16 protein-coding genes are annotated in these 18,750 nt (G+C 51.9%); 7 read left to right on the top strand and 9 right to left on the bottom strand.

The features are described 5' to 3' along the window. Positions 1–77 precede the first annotated feature (77 nt). Both J5067_RS04420 and J5067_RS04415 read right to left on the bottom strand, forming a co-directional pair. Positions 78–1,295 carry an ROK family protein gene (locus J5067_RS04420; RefSeq protein WP_264642677.1) on the bottom strand — a complete coding sequence of 406 codons (1,218 nt, stop codon included), beginning with the start codon at positions 1,293–1,295 and terminating at the stop codon, positions 78–80. A gap of 176 nt (positions 1,296–1,471) precedes the next feature. Then, positions 1,472–2,392: a LysR family transcriptional regulator gene (locus tag J5067_RS04415; RefSeq protein ID WP_264643724.1), complete on the bottom strand. Its 921-nt coding sequence runs from the start codon at positions 2,390–2,392 to the stop codon at positions 1,472–1,474. Positions 2,393–2,644: 252 nt separating this feature from the next. Here J5067_RS04415 and J5067_RS04410 point away from each other — a divergent pair, with 252 nt between their 5' ends. After that, entirely contained in the window at positions 2,645–3,853 is a 1,209-nt protein-coding gene (locus tag J5067_RS04410; protein ID WP_264650843.1) for an MFS transporter, read from the top strand. Positions 3,854–3,914: 61 nt separating this feature from the next. Here the strand turns inward: J5067_RS04410 and J5067_RS04405 are convergent, their stop codons facing one another. Next, positions 3,915–4,391, bottom strand: coding sequence for an OsmC family protein (locus tag J5067_RS04405; protein ID WP_264650516.1), 477 nt, complete (start codon positions 4,389–4,391; stop codon positions 3,915–3,917). Between the two features lie 223 nt (positions 4,392–4,614). On the opposite strand from J5067_RS04405, the gene tus reads away from it, so the two are divergent. Further along, positions 4,615–5,544: a DNA replication terminus site-binding protein gene (gene tus, locus J5067_RS04400; protein ID WP_264642675.1), complete on the top strand. Its 930-nt coding sequence runs from the start codon at positions 4,615–4,617 to the stop codon at positions 5,542–5,544. A 5-nt stretch (positions 5,545–5,549) separates the two neighbouring features. Here tus and fumC read toward each other — a convergent pair whose 3' ends face one another. Continuing rightward, positions 5,550–6,947, bottom strand: a complete 1,398-nt coding sequence (gene fumC, locus J5067_RS04395) for a class II fumarate hydratase (protein WP_264642674.1) — start codon at positions 6,945–6,947, stop codon at positions 5,550–5,552. Between the two features lie 190 nt (positions 6,948–7,137). Here fumC and manA point away from each other — a divergent pair, with 190 nt between their 5' ends. The 4 genes from manA to add all read left to right on the top strand — a co-directional run bounded on the left by manA (position 7,138) and on the right by add (position 12,076). Continuing rightward, positions 7,138–8,310 carry a mannose-6-phosphate isomerase gene (gene manA, locus J5067_RS04390; RefSeq protein ID WP_264642673.1) on the top strand — a complete coding sequence of 391 codons (1,173 nt, stop codon included), beginning with the start codon at positions 7,138–7,140 and terminating at the stop codon, positions 8,308–8,310. 48 nt (positions 8,311–8,358) lie between these two features. After that, a complete protein-coding gene (locus J5067_RS04385) occupies positions 8,359–9,921 on the top strand; it encodes a YdgA family protein (protein WP_264650515.1) in 1,563 nt (520 codons plus the stop codon). 56 nt (positions 9,922–9,977) lie between these two features. Then, on the top strand, positions 9,978–10,964 hold the full coding sequence (locus J5067_RS04380; RefSeq protein ID WP_264650514.1) for an arsenic resistance protein: 987 nt from the start codon (positions 9,978–9,980) through the stop codon (positions 10,962–10,964). Between the two features lie 98 nt (positions 10,965–11,062). Further along, on the top strand, positions 11,063–12,076 hold the full coding sequence (gene add / locus J5067_RS04375) for an adenosine deaminase (RefSeq protein WP_264650513.1): 1,014 nt from the start codon (positions 11,063–11,065) through the stop codon (positions 12,074–12,076). A gap of 30 nt (positions 12,077–12,106) precedes the next feature. On the opposite strand, the gene J5067_RS04370 is transcribed toward add, so the two are convergent. The 3 genes from J5067_RS04370 to J5067_RS04360 form a co-directional block, all read right to left on the bottom strand. After that, positions 12,107–13,153: an acyltransferase gene (locus J5067_RS04370; RefSeq protein WP_264650512.1), complete on the bottom strand. Its 1,047-nt coding sequence runs from the start codon at positions 13,151–13,153 to the stop codon at positions 12,107–12,109. 160 nt (positions 13,154–13,313) lie between these two features. Then, the gene (locus J5067_RS04365; protein ID WP_264650511.1) at positions 13,314–14,324 is read right to left on the bottom strand and encodes a bile acid:sodium symporter family protein; all 1,011 of its coding nucleotides are present in this window, start codon (positions 14,322–14,324) and stop codon (positions 13,314–13,316) included. Positions 14,325–14,462: 138 nt separating this feature from the next. Further along, on the bottom strand, positions 14,463–15,509 hold the full coding sequence (locus J5067_RS04360; protein WP_264642666.1) for an oxidoreductase: 1,047 nt from the start codon (positions 15,507–15,509) through the stop codon (positions 14,463–14,465). Between the two features lie 211 nt (positions 15,510–15,720). On the opposite strand from J5067_RS04360, the gene J5067_RS04355 reads away from it, so the two are divergent. After that, complete coding sequence (locus J5067_RS04355) at positions 15,721–16,638, top strand: YopJ family acetyltransferase (RefSeq protein WP_264628348.1); 918 nt, start codon at positions 15,721–15,723, stop codon at positions 16,636–16,638. A gap of 52 nt (positions 16,639–16,690) precedes the next feature. Here J5067_RS04355 and araC read toward each other — a convergent pair whose 3' ends face one another. Both araC and araH read right to left on the bottom strand, forming a co-directional pair. Further along, positions 16,691–17,626, bottom strand: coding sequence for an arabinose operon transcriptional regulator AraC (gene araC / locus J5067_RS04350; protein ID WP_264650510.1), 936 nt, complete (start codon positions 17,624–17,626; stop codon positions 16,691–16,693). A 121-nt stretch (positions 17,627–17,747) separates the two neighbouring features. Continuing rightward, on the bottom strand, positions 17,748–18,734 hold the full coding sequence (gene araH, locus J5067_RS04345; RefSeq protein WP_264642663.1) for an L-arabinose ABC transporter permease AraH: 987 nt from the start codon (positions 18,732–18,734) through the stop codon (positions 17,748–17,750). Between the last annotated feature and the right edge of the window lie 16 nt (positions 18,735–18,750).

The raw sequence follows: 18,750 nt of genomic DNA, 5'->3' as shown, positions 1-18,750 counted from the left end.
TGATGTACATCAGGCAGGGCTTGCGTTAGCGCAATGTTTTGTAATTCATGAAACGTTTTATAAATTTTTGTACCACATCAGCCTTGCAACAGTTTCACCAGCAGAGAACCGTTGTACAACGCCTCTTTGACCAACGCCGCACCCGGCATGGTACCCTGATTATAAAACGCAGTAGATTCCACCTGTATATTGTGGCTGTAGGCAGGCAAAGACTGTTGTCGAACACAATCCAGGATCGCAGGATGCAGAATGCTCGCGGCCTTGTTTAACGGAGAGCCAACCAGAATTTTATCGGGATTGAACAGGTTAACCATGATAGCCGCGATACGGCCCACATTGCTGCCAACGCCGTTGATAATGTCTTTGGCTAACTGATCCCCTTTCATCGCGGCATCGCAGAGGTTCTCTACGCTAAGCGGTGAACCGTTCAGCAAGGAGCTCATCGAACCGTTCAGGCGCTGTTGCGCCAGCTCAAGCATGCTTTCGATACTGGCAACGGTTTCCAGACAGCCATTATTACCGCAGTAGCAGCGCTTGCCGTAGGGATCAACCTGCGTATGACCGATTTCAACCAGGTTACGGCTGCCCGCATGGAGTAAGTGGCCGCCGGTGATGACCCCCGCGCCGACATTGTGATCGATAACAATCTGAATAACGTTTTGTGATCCCCGCGCGGCGCCGTACATCGCTTCGGCCATGGTCCAGGCATAAATGTCGTGCTGAAGGAAGACCGGCAGCCCGGTGCGGCTTTCTAACGCAGGGCCTAACGCCATCTCTTCAACCGCATAAAATGGCATGCGGTGAATCACCCCGGCGACGGCATCGACCATGCCCGGTGACGTAATGGCGATTGCCGTTAACCGCTCCAGTTTGCGCTGGTGACGAATAAAAAACTGGTCGACTTCATGCAGGATACGTTCCAGCAGCGGCTGCGGATGGTCGCCCGGCAGGTTTACACAATCCTCAACAACCAACGAGTTACTGAGATCGCGCAGCGACAGCGTGATTTCTTCACGGCCGATTCTTACTGAAAGATAATGCCAGGCATCGGTATCCAGTAATAATCCAATCGCAGGGCGGCCACGACTGCCGACATCCTGGTACTCGGTCTCTTTCACCAGATGCGCTTCCATCAATTCGCGCACGATCTTGGTGATACTGGCAGGGGCCAATTGGGCCAGTTTTGATAACGCAATGCGGGATACGGGGCCGTGCAGGTCAATGAGCCGGTATACCGCACCGGCGTTCATTTGTTTAATTTGATCGATATGTCCGGGTTGACCATCCGCAATCACAAAACGGCTCCTACTGTCTACGAATTGCCACGCTGAGCGTTCGCTGATGCATAAGGTGATTTGATACATACATTGTGCAGCGAAGGTTCTTAGCATCAATGCGTATTTTTCACGCTGCAAAATAAAAAAACTGCGGGTATGGTGGGGCTTTTAGTGAATTGCGTCAACTCTTTGATTCATTTTGTGATTTGGTGCACATATTTACCCGCATCCTGTTCCAACATAAATGAAATCAACGTGTTTGCCGCAGGATTAAGTGCCGCGCGACGCGAGGTGACCAGCCACACTTCCGTGGTGGCATCCGGTTCGCTGAGTGGCACATATTTAACGCCATCCACGGAGATACGTAAAAAGGATGCGGGAAGAATCGAAACGCCCAGCCCCGCAGAGACTAAGCCCACAATGGTCATCGCTTCCCCGACTTCCTGCGTAATGTAGGGATCAATGGCATAATTTTTCAACAAACGAAGGATTTCGTCGTAGAGCGCCGTTCCTACTTCCCGGGAAAAAAAGACAAAAGGCTCGTTAGCCAATTGCCGCACGCTGATTTGCGGCTGGTCTGCCAACGGGTGGGTTTCATGCACCACCGCAACCAACGCTTCATGCAGCAGTAACTGGTGCTGTAAATCCGCCGGTAACGGATTATTGCGCATCACCCCAATATCCAGCTTTCCGCTCAGCAACGGGTCTATCTGCTGTTTGGTGTTCAGCTCCAACATTTGCAGATGAACATCCGGGTAACGTTGCCGAAAATGTAGCAAACTGCGTGAAACCGCACGAATAAAAGGCGCTGAGGAGGTAAAACCAATCCGCAGTTCGCCGATTTCACCACGTTGTAACCTGGCGGCGTGTGCAGATGCCTGTTCCACCTGGTGCAATATTCCCCAACTTGCTTTGCGAAACGCTTCGCCTGCCGGCGTCAGCCTGACATTGCGGTTGTTGCGTTCAAACAGCGTCGCGCCGATCTGCGCCTCTAATGCCTGTATCTGCTGGCTCAGTGGCGGCTGTGAAATGTTGAGCTTCTCAGCTGCCCGGCCAAAATGCAGTTCTTCTGCAACCGCAAGAAAATAGCGGAGGTGACGCAATTCGATGTTGATGGCAAGCACCCTCAAACAAATGGATGGGATTCACTAATCATATTTTAAACATATCAATTGGTATTATTAATATATTATACAAAACATTTTTACCCTTCTATGATCCATTACGCGTCCTGCACTGCATCGCACGCAGAATGCCGCATAAATTTGCTACTTTCCCCCTGTTGCCAAGGAATAGTTTTGAGTACGTCACTTTCTTCAGTATCCGATTCGGTCACCCTACCCGATGACGATCGCCGCGAAGAGCCGCTGAATCGCAAAACCCCCGTCGCGCCAAAATCACCGTATATCACCCGTGGTACGCCCGCGTTTATTCGCGTGACGCTGGCGCTGTTTTCCGCCGGGCTCGCGACCTTTGCCTTGCTGTATTGCGTACAACCGATTTTACCCGTGTTGTCGCAGGATTTTGGCATTTCTCCGGCAGCCAGTAGCCTGTCATTATCGATTGCTACGGTGATGCTTGCGGTGGGGTTATTGTTTACCGGCCCGCTCTCCGACACGCTGGGCCGCAAGAATGTGATGGTGATTTCGCTACTGTTGGCCGCGTTCTGCACGCTGATTTGCGCCTTTATGACCAGTTGGCACGGCGTGCTATTAATGCGCGCACTGATTGGGTTATCGCTAAGCGGCGTAGCCGCGGTGGCCATGAGCTACCTGAGCGAAGAGATTCACCCCAGCTTCCTGGCCTTCTCCATGGGGTTATACATTAGCGGGAACTCTATCGGTGGCATGAGTGGTCGTTTGGTTACCGGGGTGCTGACTGATTATTTCCCCTGGCGCGTGGCTATCGGGGTTATGGGGGTTCTCGCGTTGTTTGCGGCGTTGATGTTTTGGCGTATCTTGCCTGACTCCCGTCATTTTCGGCCCGGTTCGCTGCGGCCCAAATCATTGTTGATTAACACCAAGATCCACTGGCATGACGCCGGGTTGCCCTGGCTGTTCCTTCAGGGATTTTTATTGATGGGAGCCTTTGTTACCCTGTTCAACTACATTGGCTACCGGCTGCTGGCACCGCCCTTCACCCTGAATCAGGCCATGGTTGGCTTGCTGTCGGTGGTGTATCTCACCGGCAGCATCAGCTCACCGCGTGCTGGCGCGATGACGACACGTTACGGGCGCGGCGCGGTGATGGCCGGCTCCGTCGGGCTGATGCTTGCGGGGTTATGCCTGACAGCCTTTGGCGCGTTGTGGCTGATTTTTATCGGCATGATGCTGTTTACCGCCGGTTTCTTTGCGGCACACGCCGTTGCCAGCGGTTGGATTGGCGTGCGAGCACGCCGTGCGCGCGGTCAGGCCTCTTCAATGTATCTGTTTTGCTACTATCTTGGCTCCAGCCTGGCGGGTACGCTCGGCGGCGTGTTCTGGTCACATTACGGCTGGCAGGGCGTGGCGCTGTTTATCGGGCTGCTGCTGCTGATTGCACTCTATGTCAGCCTGTATTTGCGGCGTAACCTGTAGATTAGTCGCGGCAATAGACTTCAGACGGTATATCCATCTTGTCTGGATGTACCGTCCCGAATCACAAAGCAGAATGGTGCTTGATAACAGGTTCGCAGGTCACCGGGAAATTAAGCGAATTGGCGATGAAACAGCGTTCATGTGCCTGATGATGCAACGCATAAGCACGGTCAAGATCATCACCGGGACGCAGCGTAATTTCAGGTTTAAGCACAATCTTCGTAAACGCCCCCTTTTTACCTTCCACCATCGTGCCTTCAGCGTGATCCCGATACGCGTAAACCACTATGCCAGCCTCTGCACACAAATGCAGGTACCAGAGTTTATGGCATGCTGATGCCGACGCGACAAGCAGGTCTTCAGGATTCCAGCGTGCAGCATCGCCTAAAAAGGCGGGGTCAGATGAACCGGCAATAATCTGTTTATTTCCCGAGGATATTTCATAATCACGGCTGTAGGCTTGGTAGGATTCGGTTCCACATCCCTTGTTGCCGGTCCATTCAATATTGACCTGATAATGGTGTTCGCGCTGTGACATAGCGGTTACTCCTGGTGGTTTCTAGAAAAATACGTTGTAAGACAACAATATATTCTTAAAATAGGCACCGTCCACTTATTTACCGCACGATGGTAGTAACAGACTCTCCCTTACCCCCCTTTCTCGCTGCCAGACCGGTTCGAAGCACCGTTGCTGACCCAGAATATTGTTGTTACATTATAAGTATGTTGTAACTAAATCGCCGTATTAGCCATGAGATGCTATGGATCACTATCAACTGATTGCTGCCCTTCACGACACTTTTTCCACGCTGGAACAGCAGCTTATGACGTTTCGGCAGCGTTTGGCTTCGGTTACGTTGCTCAATGCACGCGTATTCACCCTCCCCACGGTGGAAAAAGGGAAAGAACACGATCCCATCACCCAGATCCCCGTTACGGCGTTGCAAGGCGAAGCGGCCTGTGAGGCGGGTCTGGCACATTTTCAGCGTTTATTTATTCATCATTACGCCGAGACGGTGAGCAGCAAAGCCGCGATTCGCTTACCCGGTGCGCTGTGTTTTCAGGTGACGGAGACTGAATACCAACATATCCGACAATCCGCCGAGACGATTAACACCTTGAAAGCGACGCTGGAGCAGTTGATTACGCGCGAATCCGGTTTGGCTGCCGAGCAACGGTTTGAATTCGTGCACGCTCACCTGCCCGGATTGATCACACTGAGCGCCTATCGTTCGCTCACGCTGTTAACAGAACCCGACACGGTGCGGTTTGGCTGGGCCAATAAGCATGTAGTCAATACACTGACGCGAGAGGCGGTAGTAGAAAAACTGGAGAAGAGCCTTCAGGCAACGCGGGGAATTTCACCGACAGACAAAGTCACATGGCACGCTCGAGTAACTCAGGAACTGATTGATATCAAAAAATTGCCGCAAGACGCCGTGTTGAAGATTAAACGGCCGGTAAAAGTGCAGCCGATTGCCCGCGTATGGTATCAGGACGCACAGAAACAGGTTCAGCACCCCTGCCCGTCGCCGTTATTGGTGCTGTGCCGCGATCCGTCACGTGTCCCGGTGATTGGTGAACTGGGAAACTACCTGGCCGACAGCGCGCAACCTAAATTCAGGCCAAAGGCTAAAGCGCTGCGGCTGTTGATTCCGCGCCTTCACCTTTATCTGGATGAAAGCGCGTAACACGGTTATCCAATATGCAGGCTACCCACCATATCCTGCGGGCGCACCCACTCATCAAACTGCGACTCGGTTAAATAACCGAGTTTCAGCGCGGACGCTTTAAGCGTTAATCCCTCTTTGTGCGCCTTCTTGGCAATCTCCGCCGCTTTATCGTAACCAATATGGGTGTTTAATGCGGTCACCAGCATCAGTGAGTCATTAAGCAGTTGTTCAATACGATCGCGGTTAGGCTCAATGCCGATGGCACAATGCTCATCAAAGCTCTTCATGCCATCCGCCAGCAAACGCACCGATTGCAGGAAATTATGGATCACCATGGGGCGATAGACATTCAACTCAAAATTTCCCGACGCGCCCCCGATATTTACCGCCACGTCGTTGCCCATCACCTGGCAACACAGCATGGTCAGCGCTTCACACTGGGTAGGATTCACTTTCCCCGGCATGATGGAGCTGCCCGGCTCGTTTTCTGGGATGCTCAACTCGCCGATACCACAGCGCGGACCGGATGCCAGCCAACGTACATCGTTGGCAATTTTCATCAGCGATGCCGCCAGCCCTTTCAATGCGCCGTGGCCGTGCACCAGTGCATCACAGGTTGCCAAGGCTTCAAATTTATTGGGTGCGGTAATGAACGGTTGTCCGGTCAATTCGGCCAGCGCACTGGCAACGCGAACCGCATATTCAGGATGGGTATTGAGACCCGTTCCCACCGCGGTACCACCGAGCGCCAGTTCACTCAAATGGGGAATGCTGTTCTCAATGTGCTTGCGGTTATGTTGCAACATGGCAACCCAACCGGAAATCTCCTGCCCCAGGGTCAGCGGCGTTGCATCCTGCAAATGGGTGCGCCCGATTTTAACGATGTCGCTGAACGCCTCGGCTTTGGCCTGTAACGTTGCCAACAGTGCATCAAGCTCGGGCAACAGATGGGTGTTGAGGGCAATGACGGCGGCCACGTGCATCGCCGTGGGGAACACATCGTTCGAACTCTGACTTTTGTTAACATCATCATTGGGATGCACCAAGCGCGCGTTACCGCGTTCTCCCCCCAATATTTCGCTGGCGCGGTTGGCCAGCACTTCGTTCATGTTCATGTTGCTTTGCGTGCCGGAGCCGGTCTGCCAGATCGCCAACGGAAATTCGCCTGGGTGTTTTTCGGCCAGCACCTCATCGGCGGCCTCAACGATCGCCGCACTTTTGTCATTCGGCAGCAGGCCGAGCGTGTTATTGACCTGTGCGGCTGCACGTTTGGTCAACGCCAGGGCGAAAATCAGCGCTTGCGGCATTTTCTCCTCAGAGATACGAAAATGCTCCAAAGAGCGCTGCGTTTGAGCCCCCCACAGCTTATTGGCGGGAACCTCAATCGGGCCCATGGAATCTTTTTCGATACGTGTGGTCATTGGTTTTTTCTCCTAACATTCCTAAAAAGGACGGGGATCATGGCCTTGTCTGGCATCGCGATTGAGAAAACATTAACATGCACATCAAGCGCCATCGTCTGCAAGCAGAGGCAGTGTATTCATATTTAATGCATTTATTAACCTCTATAGTCACATAGTTTAACAAATTACATAACAATCGAGTGTGAACATGCAAAAAATGCGCAATAGCATCCAGCACTACGCCTGGGGAAGCAAAACAGCATTAACCGAACTCTACGGTATTGAGAATAAAGACAATCTACCGATGGCAGAGCTTTGGATGGGCGCACATCCCAAAAGCAGTTCGTGGGTGGTGAATGAACAGGGTCAGGAGCAGCGTTTACGTGACGTCATCAACGATGCGCCCGCGGAGATCTTGGGTGCCGCGATCGCTGCACAGTTTGGTGAATTGCCCTTTCTGTTTAAAGTCCTGTGCGCAGCACAGCCGCTCTCCATTCAGGTTCACCCCAGCAAACCCGCCGCAGAGCAAGGATTTGCCAGGGAAAACGCACAGGCGATCCCACTCGATGCGCCCCATCGCAACTACAAAGATGCCAACCACAAGCCAGAACTGGTGTTTGCCTTAACGCCCTTTCAGGCGATGAACGGTTTTCGCGAGCACGACGATATCGTGGCGCTATTGCAGCCCGTTGCCAGCGCACATCCGTCCATCACCGCCTATTTGCAGCAGCCCGATGACAAAAATCTGTCGATGCTGTTTGCCAACTTATTGAGTATGCGCGCAGAGAGCAAGGATCGCGCCCTGGCGGTGTTAAAAGCCGCGCTTACCTCACAGCAGGGTGAGCCTTGGGCGACGCTGCGCAACATCATTCAGGAGTACCCGAATGACAGCGGACTGTTTTCCCCGCTGTTGCTCAATGTCATCACGCTGCAACCGGGACAAGCGATGTTTCTTTATGCCGAAACCCCGCATGCTTACCTGCACGGCGTGGCGCTGGAGGTGATGGCAAACTCGGATAACGTACTGCGGGCTGGACTGACCCCGAAATACATCGATATTCCCGAACTGCTGGCGAACGTGAAATTTACCGCCAAACCGGCGAACCAGTTGTTAACTCAGCCGATTGAAGACGGCGAAACCTGCTATTTTCCGGTACCTGTCGCTGATTTTGCCTTTTCTCTGCATCACCTGAAGGCGCAGCCACAAACGCTGAACCAACAGAGCGCTGCCGTTGTCTTTTGTATCGACGGAAAAGCCACGCTGACGAAAAATGGCCAGCAACTTACGCTTCGCCCCGGCGAATCCTGCTTTTTGCGTGCGTCCGAGTCTCCCGTCAGCGTAGAGGGAAGTGGACGACTGGCGCGCGTGTATAATGGTTAGAAACATTCTTCCCTCAAAGGGATGCTTACTTAGAAAAGGAATCACACTATGAAGAAGTCTCTGGTTGCCGTCGGAATTATCGTCGCGCTGGGTGCCGTGTGGACCGGTGCGTCATGGTATACGGGCAAGCAATTGGCACAAAACATCGATACGGTAACTGCTGAATTTAACAAGCAGTTGCAGGAAACCTACCCGAATTCAGGTTTCAAGCTGGTGTATCGTGATTATCAAGGGGGCGTGTTTAGCAGTACGTTTTCGCTGGTGTTGCAGCCTGACGGTTCTGCGTCAGAAACGCGCCCGTTAGCGCCTAAACATGAAGTGGTGCTCAACGAAACCGTTTCACACGGCCCACTGCCGCTTGCGCTGCTGAAAAAAATGAATTTCCGTCCCAGCATGGCGCACATTCACAGCGAACTGGCTAACACCGAAGCGACCAAAGACCTGTTTGTGGTACTTCAAAACCAGCCGTTCGTCAGCGCAGAAACGCGCGTGGCATTCAACGGGGATACCGCTTCGGTTATCTCTCTGCGCCCGCTCGATGTTGACAGTGAAGGGACTAAATTTACCTTCAGCGGCAGTGACATTGCGCTAGACCTTGCCCACGATCTGCGTAGCAGCCGCATCTCAGGCACGGTTTCTCATTTCTTATCAGAGACCACCAACTATGAGGGCGGCAAAGAGACTATCGTTCTTGAAGGCGTTGGGCTTGAAGCGAAAAACCACCGCGGCAAGTTTAATCTGGACCTCGGCGACGGCAGCGTTACCCTGAAATCGATGAAGGTCACGCCGCCAACAAGTGACCCTGTCACGTTGAATAACTTCGTGCTCACAAGCACCATGAGCGAAGACGACAAAAACATCGCTGGCGCGATAGCCTTGTCATTAGACGCGCTGCTGCTTAAAGATCGCGACCTGGGTAGCATGAAGTTCAATTTCAGTTTTAACCAACTGGATGGTGAAGCGACACAGCAGTTCGCCAAAACTTATAAGACCCTGAGTGCGTCATTCCTGGAGTCCCAGTCCGTCATGGACCCACTGCGTTTTCAGTATGAACTTGGGCAATCGGTACGCAACGCCCTGCCCAGCCTGCTGAAAGGCAATCCGAACTTTACCATCGCGCCTTTGAGCTGGAAAAATGCCAAAGGTGAAAGCACGCTCAACGCCTCACTCAATTTGAGTAATCCGGCGCAGACCACGGCGTTAACACCGCCAGCACAAAGCGATGAAGAAGGCGTGATCCGCCGTGCGGTAAAACAACTGGATGTGACGTTAAACGCACCGATGGCGATGCTGGCCGAAGGCGTTGTTCAGGCCGGTGGACAGGCACAATCGGATCAAGAACATCAGCAACTGATTGCCAGCGCACAGGAGCAAGTGAAAATGCTGGCAAGCGTAGGCGAAATGAACCAGATCACCGTCACCAAAGATGACGCAATCACCAGTTCGCTGCACTATGCTGACAATCAGGTTGAGTTCAACGGCCGCAAAATCTCACTGGCGGAGTTTATTGCCCCTTTTATCGATATCTCTACCGATGAAGGTGACGAAGGCGATGATGCCGAGCCGGAAGCACAAGACGCGCCGGCAGTCGTTCCCCCGCAAGCGCAGTAATGCATCTACCGCCTGCGCACTCTGGCAGGCGGTAACCCCCAGAATCCACAGAGTGAATGGTCATACCATTGGATAAACACACCGTCGAGTCGCGCCAAAGCCTACTTTATTTTGCCGCAATGGCACTGGCCTGGCTGGCAGCCCACATTTTTTCTGAAACGGACAGTTGGGTAAGGTTCATCAACCCGGCGTTAGCCATTATGCTGTTCGTGACCTTTATGCAGGTGCCGCTGGTAACGTTGCTCGACGGGTTGCGCAATCTGCGCTTTATTGGCGCGCTGTTGGCCGCCAATTTTATCGGCGTTCCGCTATTACTGCTGCTGATCCGCCCATTGTTACCGGATATCCCTCTGGTGCAATTCGGCATTCTGCTGGTGCTGTTAGCGCCCTGTATCGATTATGTCGTGACCTTCTGCCACCTCGGACGCGGAGATGCTGCGCGTTTGCTTGCCTGTACCCCGCTGCTGCTGGCGATGCAACTGCTGTTGTTACCGCTCTATCTGACGCTGTTCCTGGATGACGCGGCTGCGGCGTTAATCTCGCCAGCCCCGTTTGCTGAAGCCTTTATCTGGTTGATCCTGATGCCGCTTATCGGCGCGGGTGTATTACAACACGCTCAATCACGTTTTATGATCGCGCAACGGATCGCCAACGCTGTCGGTTGGTTACCGGTGCCCGCGACGGTCATGGTGATATTTTTAGTGGTTGCATCTATCGTGCCGCAACTGGAACTGGCGATCGACCCGGTGCGTCAGGCGTTGCCGTTTTACCTGCTGTTTGCCGTCGTCGCGCCTGGCATTGGTGCGTTGGTCGCGCACGCCTTTGGCTTGAACACCGCCAGCAGGCGTGCGGTGGCATTTAGCTGCGCCACGCGCAATTCATTAGTGATCCTGCCACTGGCGTTATCGATCCCAGGCGCCATGCCGATACTGCCTGCGATCCTGGTCGCGCAAACCATGATCGAATTGATCGCGGAATCCTGCTATGTGCACGTGATCCCTCGCCTGGTGCGTAACACGCGCAGAAATCGCCCCTCGGTGTAATCTGCAATGGTATTCCATGACTTATTGTTTATACTAAACAGTACCTTAATAATTTATATGCTCACTGCACCTTGGTGCGCGCAGCGAAAGAAGCCATTATGATCGATCCTTCAATCCCGTTGACAGACATCCACCGCCACCTTGATGGCAACATTCGCGCGCAAACGATCCTCGATTTAGCACGCCAGTTTAACGTCACCCTCCCCGCGCAAACGCTTGAAACGCTGATCCCGCACGTACAGGTCATCGACAAAGCCGCTAACTTGCTGGACTTTCTGCAAAAACTGGATTGGGGGGTTGCCGTGCTCGGTTCTCTCGATGCCTGTCGCCGCGTTGCTTATGAAAACGTGGAAGATGCAGTGCGCGCCGGTATTGATTACACCGAACTGCGATTCTCCCCCTATTACATGGCGCAGCGTCATGGGCTTCCGTTGCAAGGTGTGGTCGAAGCGGTTATCGATGGTATACAGGCTGGCTGCCGTGATTACGACACCGATATCCAACTGATTGGTATCATGAGCCGCACCTTTGGATCTGAGGCGTGCCAGCAAGAGTTAAACGCGCTGCAAGCCTGCCGCGACAATATCGTGGCTCTCGATTTGGCTGGGGATGAACTGGGCTTCCCGGGCGGTTTGTTTACCTCGCACTTCCGTCAAGCGCGCGATAATGGTTGGCATATTACGGTTCATGCCGGTGAAGCGGCCGATGCGGAGAGTATCTGGCAGGCGATTCGTCAATTGGGGGCAGAACGTATTGGTCACGGCGTGGCCGCCATTGTGGATAAATCGCTGATGACGCACATGGCGCAGCAGCAGATCGCCATTGAGTCCTGCCTGACGTCAAACATTCAAACCAGTACCGTCATGTCGTTAGCCGAACATCCTCTGCCCCACTTTCTGCGCCACGGTATCCTCGCAACCATTAATACTGACGATCCGGCAGTACAAGGGATCGAGATAGCGCACGAATATCTCACAGCCGCCCCGCAGGCCGGGTTGACTACCGATGAAGTGCGTCAGGCTCAGAGCAACGGATTGACCGTAGCGTTTCTTTCCGATTGGGACAAACAGCGTATTCGGGAAAAGGTACAACGTAAGCGCGCTCGCGTATAAACTCAGGTTCCTAGGGGCGACACCTCGCCCCTACAGGCTAATAACACGGTTTATCCAGCGCAACCGGCTTAACAGACAGCAAATCAGGTATGACAGCACGAAGGTCAGCACGCCATAGAGCACAATAAAGCCATAGACGGTTAAGAAGCTGAACGCCGGATACAGCCAGTCATAAAGCGCGGTGTTGTTAATCTCTATCACGAAAATATTGTGCACCAGATAAATCCCCAACGTCTTACTGCCAACCTGACTGATCATCCCTTCAAGCCGGGTAAAACGGGTATGTAGCATCAAATAAAACAGGCAAACGGCTGAGATTTGCAGTGGCAGGTTATAAAACTTCCCGTAGAAAAACACGATGCCCCAGTGCTGCGTGAGCAGAGTTAACGCACAGAAACTGAGTAATGCCAGCGCGATCCCCGGTAAATAGTGACGTGCCGATAATGAAGTATGCTGGTACACCAATCCAAAATAGCCACCAATAAGAAAACTGACCAGACCAAATACCTGGCTGGACATCAACAATGCCGGATGAATAAACGAGGGAATAGCGAACAGGCTATTCATTATTTTCTCAACCAGCGTCACGTTGGCTAATAGAAATAGCGCAGCAATAACATAAATCAGCATCTGGCGGTTGGCATCAACAAACACAGGACGCAGCAACGGCACGATAAAATAGAGACCAATAATCGAGAATAAAAACCACAGGTGGCTGGCCTCACTCGCGGTGCGATCGGTATTAAGGTACGCCCAGAAATCGTAATGCGGTGCACCCAGCACGCGCGTCAGCACAACATTGTCATACAGATAATAAAAACAGAGCCAGAAAACCAGTGCGATGGCGATGGCTTTTGATTTAGTCATGGCATAGCAAAATTGATCCTCATGGCGATTATTCAGTAAAAAATAACCACTCGCCATATAAAACATCGCCACACCAAACTGTCCAGTCTGACGAATAAACAATACGCCGAAGTCCTGAGGATCGCGATTCATAAAATAGAGAGAAACATGTGAAAGAATAACCAGAAAAATCGCAATAATCTTCATCAAATCGAGACTATAAATTCGCATACCTCGCCCTTATCACCAAGAGATTGTCCGAGATAACTCACGTTGGAGAAGTATTGGTGATTTTTACGAGGGTATAATGCAGAAAACGATTGTTGCTGAGGAAGATCGTTAAGGTCGGACGATTATCCGGCCTGAAAATATCACTAAACAGCCTGAACCATTACGCCGATTTCACCGGTTGCGCATTGGCCTTTTTATTGGCATAGCGCTGTGCCAACGCGGCGCACACCATCAATTGAATCTGATGAAAAATCATCAACGGCAACACCATGGCACCAACGGCAGCGGCTGGAAACAGCACGTTAGCCATAGGAATTCCGTTCGCCAGACTCTTCTTGGAACCACAGAATACAATGGTGATTTCATCGGCGGTATTGAAGCCCAATTTACGCGCGGCCAGGGTATTGACCACCAGCACAATCGCCAGTAGCACCATGGAACAAACCACCACGGCAAGCAGTGACCAGCCGTTAATTTGCGTCCAAATCCCCTGCACCACCGCTTCGCTGAAGGCCACGTACACCACCAAAAGAATTGATGACCGGTCAGTGATATTAATCAATTTGCGGTGACGTTCGACCCAGCCCGCAATCAGCGGACGAGAAAGATGCCCTAACACAAACGGCACCATCAGTTGCAGGATAATCGAGCCAATCGCGTGCAGGGTGTCCGTCTCCCCACCCTGGGTGTGCATCAACAGGCCGACCAGAATCGGGGATAGGAACACACCGAGAATGCTGGACGCAGACGCGCTGCAAATGGCAGCCGCTACGTTGCCGCCCGCCATGGAGGTGTAGGCAATCGCCGATTGTACCGTGGCAGGCAGCGCACACAGGTAGAGAAACCCGAGATAGAGCGTTGGCGTCAACACCGTGGGCACCAGTGCATTCATCCCCATACCCAGTAGCGGGAAGAGCAAAAAAGTACTGGCGAACACCACCAGATGCAAGCGCCAATGCCCCATGCCTGCCGTAATGGCTTCACGCGAGAGCTTTGCGCCGTGCATAAAAAACAGCAGTGCGATAGCTGCCGTGGTCAGATATTCGAAGAACGTTTTCGCGTTACCTTCGCACGGGAAAATCGATGCTGTCAGCACCACCACAATCAATACCAGTAAAAATTTATCAATACGAAGGCGTTGTAACCATGACGATGGAGAGAATGAAGCCATTACAGGAACCTGCTGTTTTTTAAAAAAATACAGGCAATCTTACGATCGCCTTTATCAACGAAACGCCAACAAGATCAACACTAACCTTGCATCATAAGGAGATGAAATGATAAGGCATTATGCTGTCCGATTGCGATATCACTGGTTTTTGACCATCACCGCACGTCGCTCCTGATGCGAGAGCAGGCCAAGCTCAATCAATTCCATCACCTGTATCGCCTGCTCGGCCGGCACCGGGTTTTCGCCGTTGCCTTGCAGCGCATCGCGCACCGCGGCGTAATAGGCGGGATAGTTACCGGGCAACGTGGTTACCGCCTGCTCGGCCATTACCCCGTCCTGATGTAGAGTGAGCACGCCATGGCGCGAATCCTGCCCCCAATCCGTTTGCGGCAGACGTACACCGGTTTTCAAACGATCTTCTTGCGGATCAAGGCCATATTTGATGAAGCTGCCTTTGGTGCCGTGCAGCGTAAAACGAGCAGACTCGGCGGCCACCAGCATACTGGCATGCAGCACCACACGACGCTGTGGATAAATCAAGGTGGCATGGAAATAATCCGTCGCTTTACCGCCAGGGCGCAGTTGCGCCAAATCCACATTGATAGCCACTGGTAGACCAAACAGTTGCAATGCCTGATCCAACAGATGCGGCCCCAAGTCATACCAGATTCCGCTGCCCACGCGGCCATCCTCACGCCAGCGCTGGCGCACTTCCGGGCGGAAACGGTCAAAATGGGACTCAAGATAAACCACTTCGCCCAACACACCAGTATCAATTAACTGTTTTAGCGTAAGAAAATCGCTGTCCCAGCGACGGTTGTGGAACACGGACAACAGCTTGCCGCTGTGAGCCGCCACCTGCGCCAGCTCTTTCGCTTGTGACAACATCACGGTGAAGGGCTTATCAACCACCACGTGTTTGCCCGCTAACAGCGCCTGTTTGGCCAAAGGGAAATGGGTTTCGTTAGGCGTGGGAATGACAACAAGGTCAATATCGGAACGGCTGAACAGCGCCTGCGGATCGTCAACCACGCTGACGTCGGCCCAATCCGCATGCACTTTTTGCGCATCACTGCTTGATACGGCGACCAGCTCCATCCCCGGCACGGCGGTAATCAACGGCGCATGGAACGTCTTGCTGGCATAGCCATACCCTACCAGCCCGACGCGAATGGTATCACTCATGAATGTCCCCTCGGTAGTATTGTCCTTGTCATCAAGGCATTAGCATGAGTATAGCATCAACGATGGTAGCGCTGTATGCGCTTTAATGGCTGGCGCTTTCGAAAATATAAGAAAAGAATACTGCCAACGCTCTGTGTAAAATTTTAGGTTACGCTTATTGCGTTATCTCAGGGGCTCCATCTCGGTTATCATTATATATTAAGGATGATTCATGTTTAGTGTCAGTGGCTGTAATATCAAATCCTCACATTCATTTCCTGCATATAGCGATGCGGAAGATTTGCCGATGAATATACTTGAACAATATATCGAAAAAATAGAAGAAAGCCTTGAGAATAACACGTGGATGGATCTGAAGTTTTCCCTAACAGATCAAGTCGTGATGCCACATCTAGTGGCACTGGCTAACAGAAGAAAACCGGGGTTGAACTTGACATATATTGACTCCCCTTATGACTTGCCTGAGCAACTGATGTCACTCTCACCTAATGACTATCACTCTCATAAATATATTATCTGTGCTGGTGATGATAAAGTGCATATGGGTATGCTTGATGCAAGATTTATTGATAATCAGCTATCAATGATTTTATTTGAACCGACATCATTAAATTGTACAGCGCCGGCCTTGTTAGCAGTGAGGATTAACTCGGCCCTTGGGCGAGAATTGCCAACGATAAAAAAACCACTTGTATTACAAATGGATATACAAAGAAGTGACTATGAATGTGGGATTTTCAGCCTGGCTTTAGCCAAAAAAGCTTTTAAAAATGACGAATGCGTTCTCAAGTTACATCACGAAGTCGCAGCGAGAAAAATTGAAACGTCCACGTTAGCGGAAAGCAAAGGCATTGCAGACAAATTTCTTTCTGTTCTTTTCTATAAACATACTCAGGGATTAAAACGCATGAGTGAATATTTAGAAACAAAACCAGAAAGCATACATCAGCCAATCAATGGCAAACATAAAAAAATCATGGATCATATTAAAGCCAGTTATACCGAGATTAATGGAAAATTAATCTCAAAGTCGATCCACATTAAGCGACTTACTGAATATAAAGCACTAAGAGATGATCTGCTTAACAATCGCTATGATCTTTCAAATAAAACATTATCATCCTCATGATAGAGGCAAGGCTAACTACCTTGCCTCTCGCTTAACCTCTGACAGCAATGATCTACACGCCGATCGCTTGCGTACGTTGACCATGCCAATTCGCCGATTCCGCTTTTGCCGCCGTGGGATAATTGATTTCACTGCTACGACGCCGAAAATCACTCGGGCTAACGCCAACACGTTTGCGAAACACGCGAGAAAAATAGAGCTGGTCGTCATAGCCCACCACCCGCCCGATATTGGCAATCGATTCCTGCGTGGTTTGCAGTAACAGCTTGGCCCGAATCACCCGTTGATCTTCACGCCAGCGCAAAATATTGACCCCCACTTGTTCGCGGAACAAATGAGCCAGACGTGAAGGCGATAAGCAAACGTGACGCGCCACTTCATCAATACGCAACTCACCGGAAAGATTGCTGGTGATGAACTGACATGCCTCAATCACGCGCGGATCCATAATACGCTGCGGGCTTTGCGGATCCTCTTCCATGGCCCGGATCAGCAGCCGCTCCAGCAGATTCATGCCCAACTCTTCGGAAAAGCGCCGTCCCGAGCGATGGGTCTGTTCTATGTTGGCAAACAGGCGATCGAACTCCAGCAACAGGTGATTGTTGGGTAACGTCAGGCGGCCAATATCACACTGTTTACTGTGCCACTCCAGCCAATCAGCCCAGTAAGCGCGTGGACGAAAATAGACCCAGCGGTGATACCAGCAATCACTGTGCGGCGAGCGACCGTAGAAATGTTTGGATTTCGGCGGGAAAAGCAGCAGATCCCCCGGATTGCAGAAAAAATCGGTTTCCCCGTCAGATACCCTGCCTTGGCCTTTGATAGTCAGGTTAATAATGTAGCCTTTCATGCCATCCGGCCGGTCGATAAAGAAATCAAGCGGCCCGTCAGCCAGAATGGGCGTTAAACCCGCCACCAGATAAGCGTTAAATGAATAGCCTGGCAACAATGGGTTTGATTGCGACTCATGCGTCATGCGCTGGTACATCGGCCCTCCGGGAATCATCGGGTGCAAACAGAACCAGGTAGCAGCGCAATAAGTGACATTGTCACTGCTACCCGACATCCTCTCAGGCGGCTAGCCCATAAACACCTAACTGCTGATGCGACTATACGGTTTTCTTCGCCATTTGTTTGTAGCGGTCGAAAATCACCGCAGCGAGCAGAATCAGACCACGCACCACATACTGAGCAAACGGCGAGATGTTGAGCAGGTTCATCGCATTTTCTACCGTACCGAGGATTAGGACCCCGGCCACCACGTAAGAAATCTTGCCAATCCCCCCTTTCAGGGAGACGCCGCCCAGCACACAGGCAGAGATCACGATCAGCTCATAGCCGATAGAGGTCATTGGCTGCCCGCTGGTCATGCGCGATGCCAGAATGATCCCGGCTGCGGCCGACACCAGCCCAGACAAGGCAAAAATAATGATTTTGGTGCGCACCACCGGTACACCGGCCAGACGCGCCGCTTCCTCATTGCCGCCAATTGCCAGGGTATTGCGACCGAAGGTGGTTTTATTCAACAGCAAGCCAAACAAAATCATGCACACCACGGTTATCCAAATCGGCGCAGGCAACCCCAGCCAGTTGGCGTAACCCAGCGTAAAGAAACGCTCATCGACAATCCCTACCGCTTTACCGTCCGAAATGATATATGCCAAACCGCGCGCAATCTGCATGGTGGCAAGCGTGGTAATTAAGGCGTTAATTTTAAGCTGTGCGATAACAAAACCGTTAAGTAATCCGAAAGCGACGCCCAGCAGCAGGCCAGCACCGACGCCGATCCACAGGCTTTCGGTGAGATTAATCACTACCGCCGTTGCCACCCCGGCGCAGGCAATGACCGAGGCCACGGACAGGTCAAAGTCGCCCGACGCCAGACAGAACAACATCCCGCAGGCCACCATGCCGGACATGGAGATAGCCAGCCCCAGCCCTTTCATATTGATAAAGGAGGCAAAATTGGGCACAAACAGCGCGCAGGCGAGAAACAGTACGGCAAACACCACCAGCATGCCGTAGTTATCCCAGATGCGCGACATTCCTCCGGCGCGCTTGTTTTTTTCAGGTGAAGCAGAGGTAACCGTTGACATAATTGTGTGCTCCTTC

Source organism: Candidatus Symbiopectobacterium sp. NZEC151 (assembly GCF_025962655.1).
Taxonomy (GTDB): domain Bacteria; phylum Pseudomonadota; class Gammaproteobacteria; order Enterobacterales; family Enterobacteriaceae; genus Symbiopectobacterium.
Note: the sequence above shows the minus strand (reverse complement) of the source record. Positions and strands in the feature narration are given on the sequence as shown.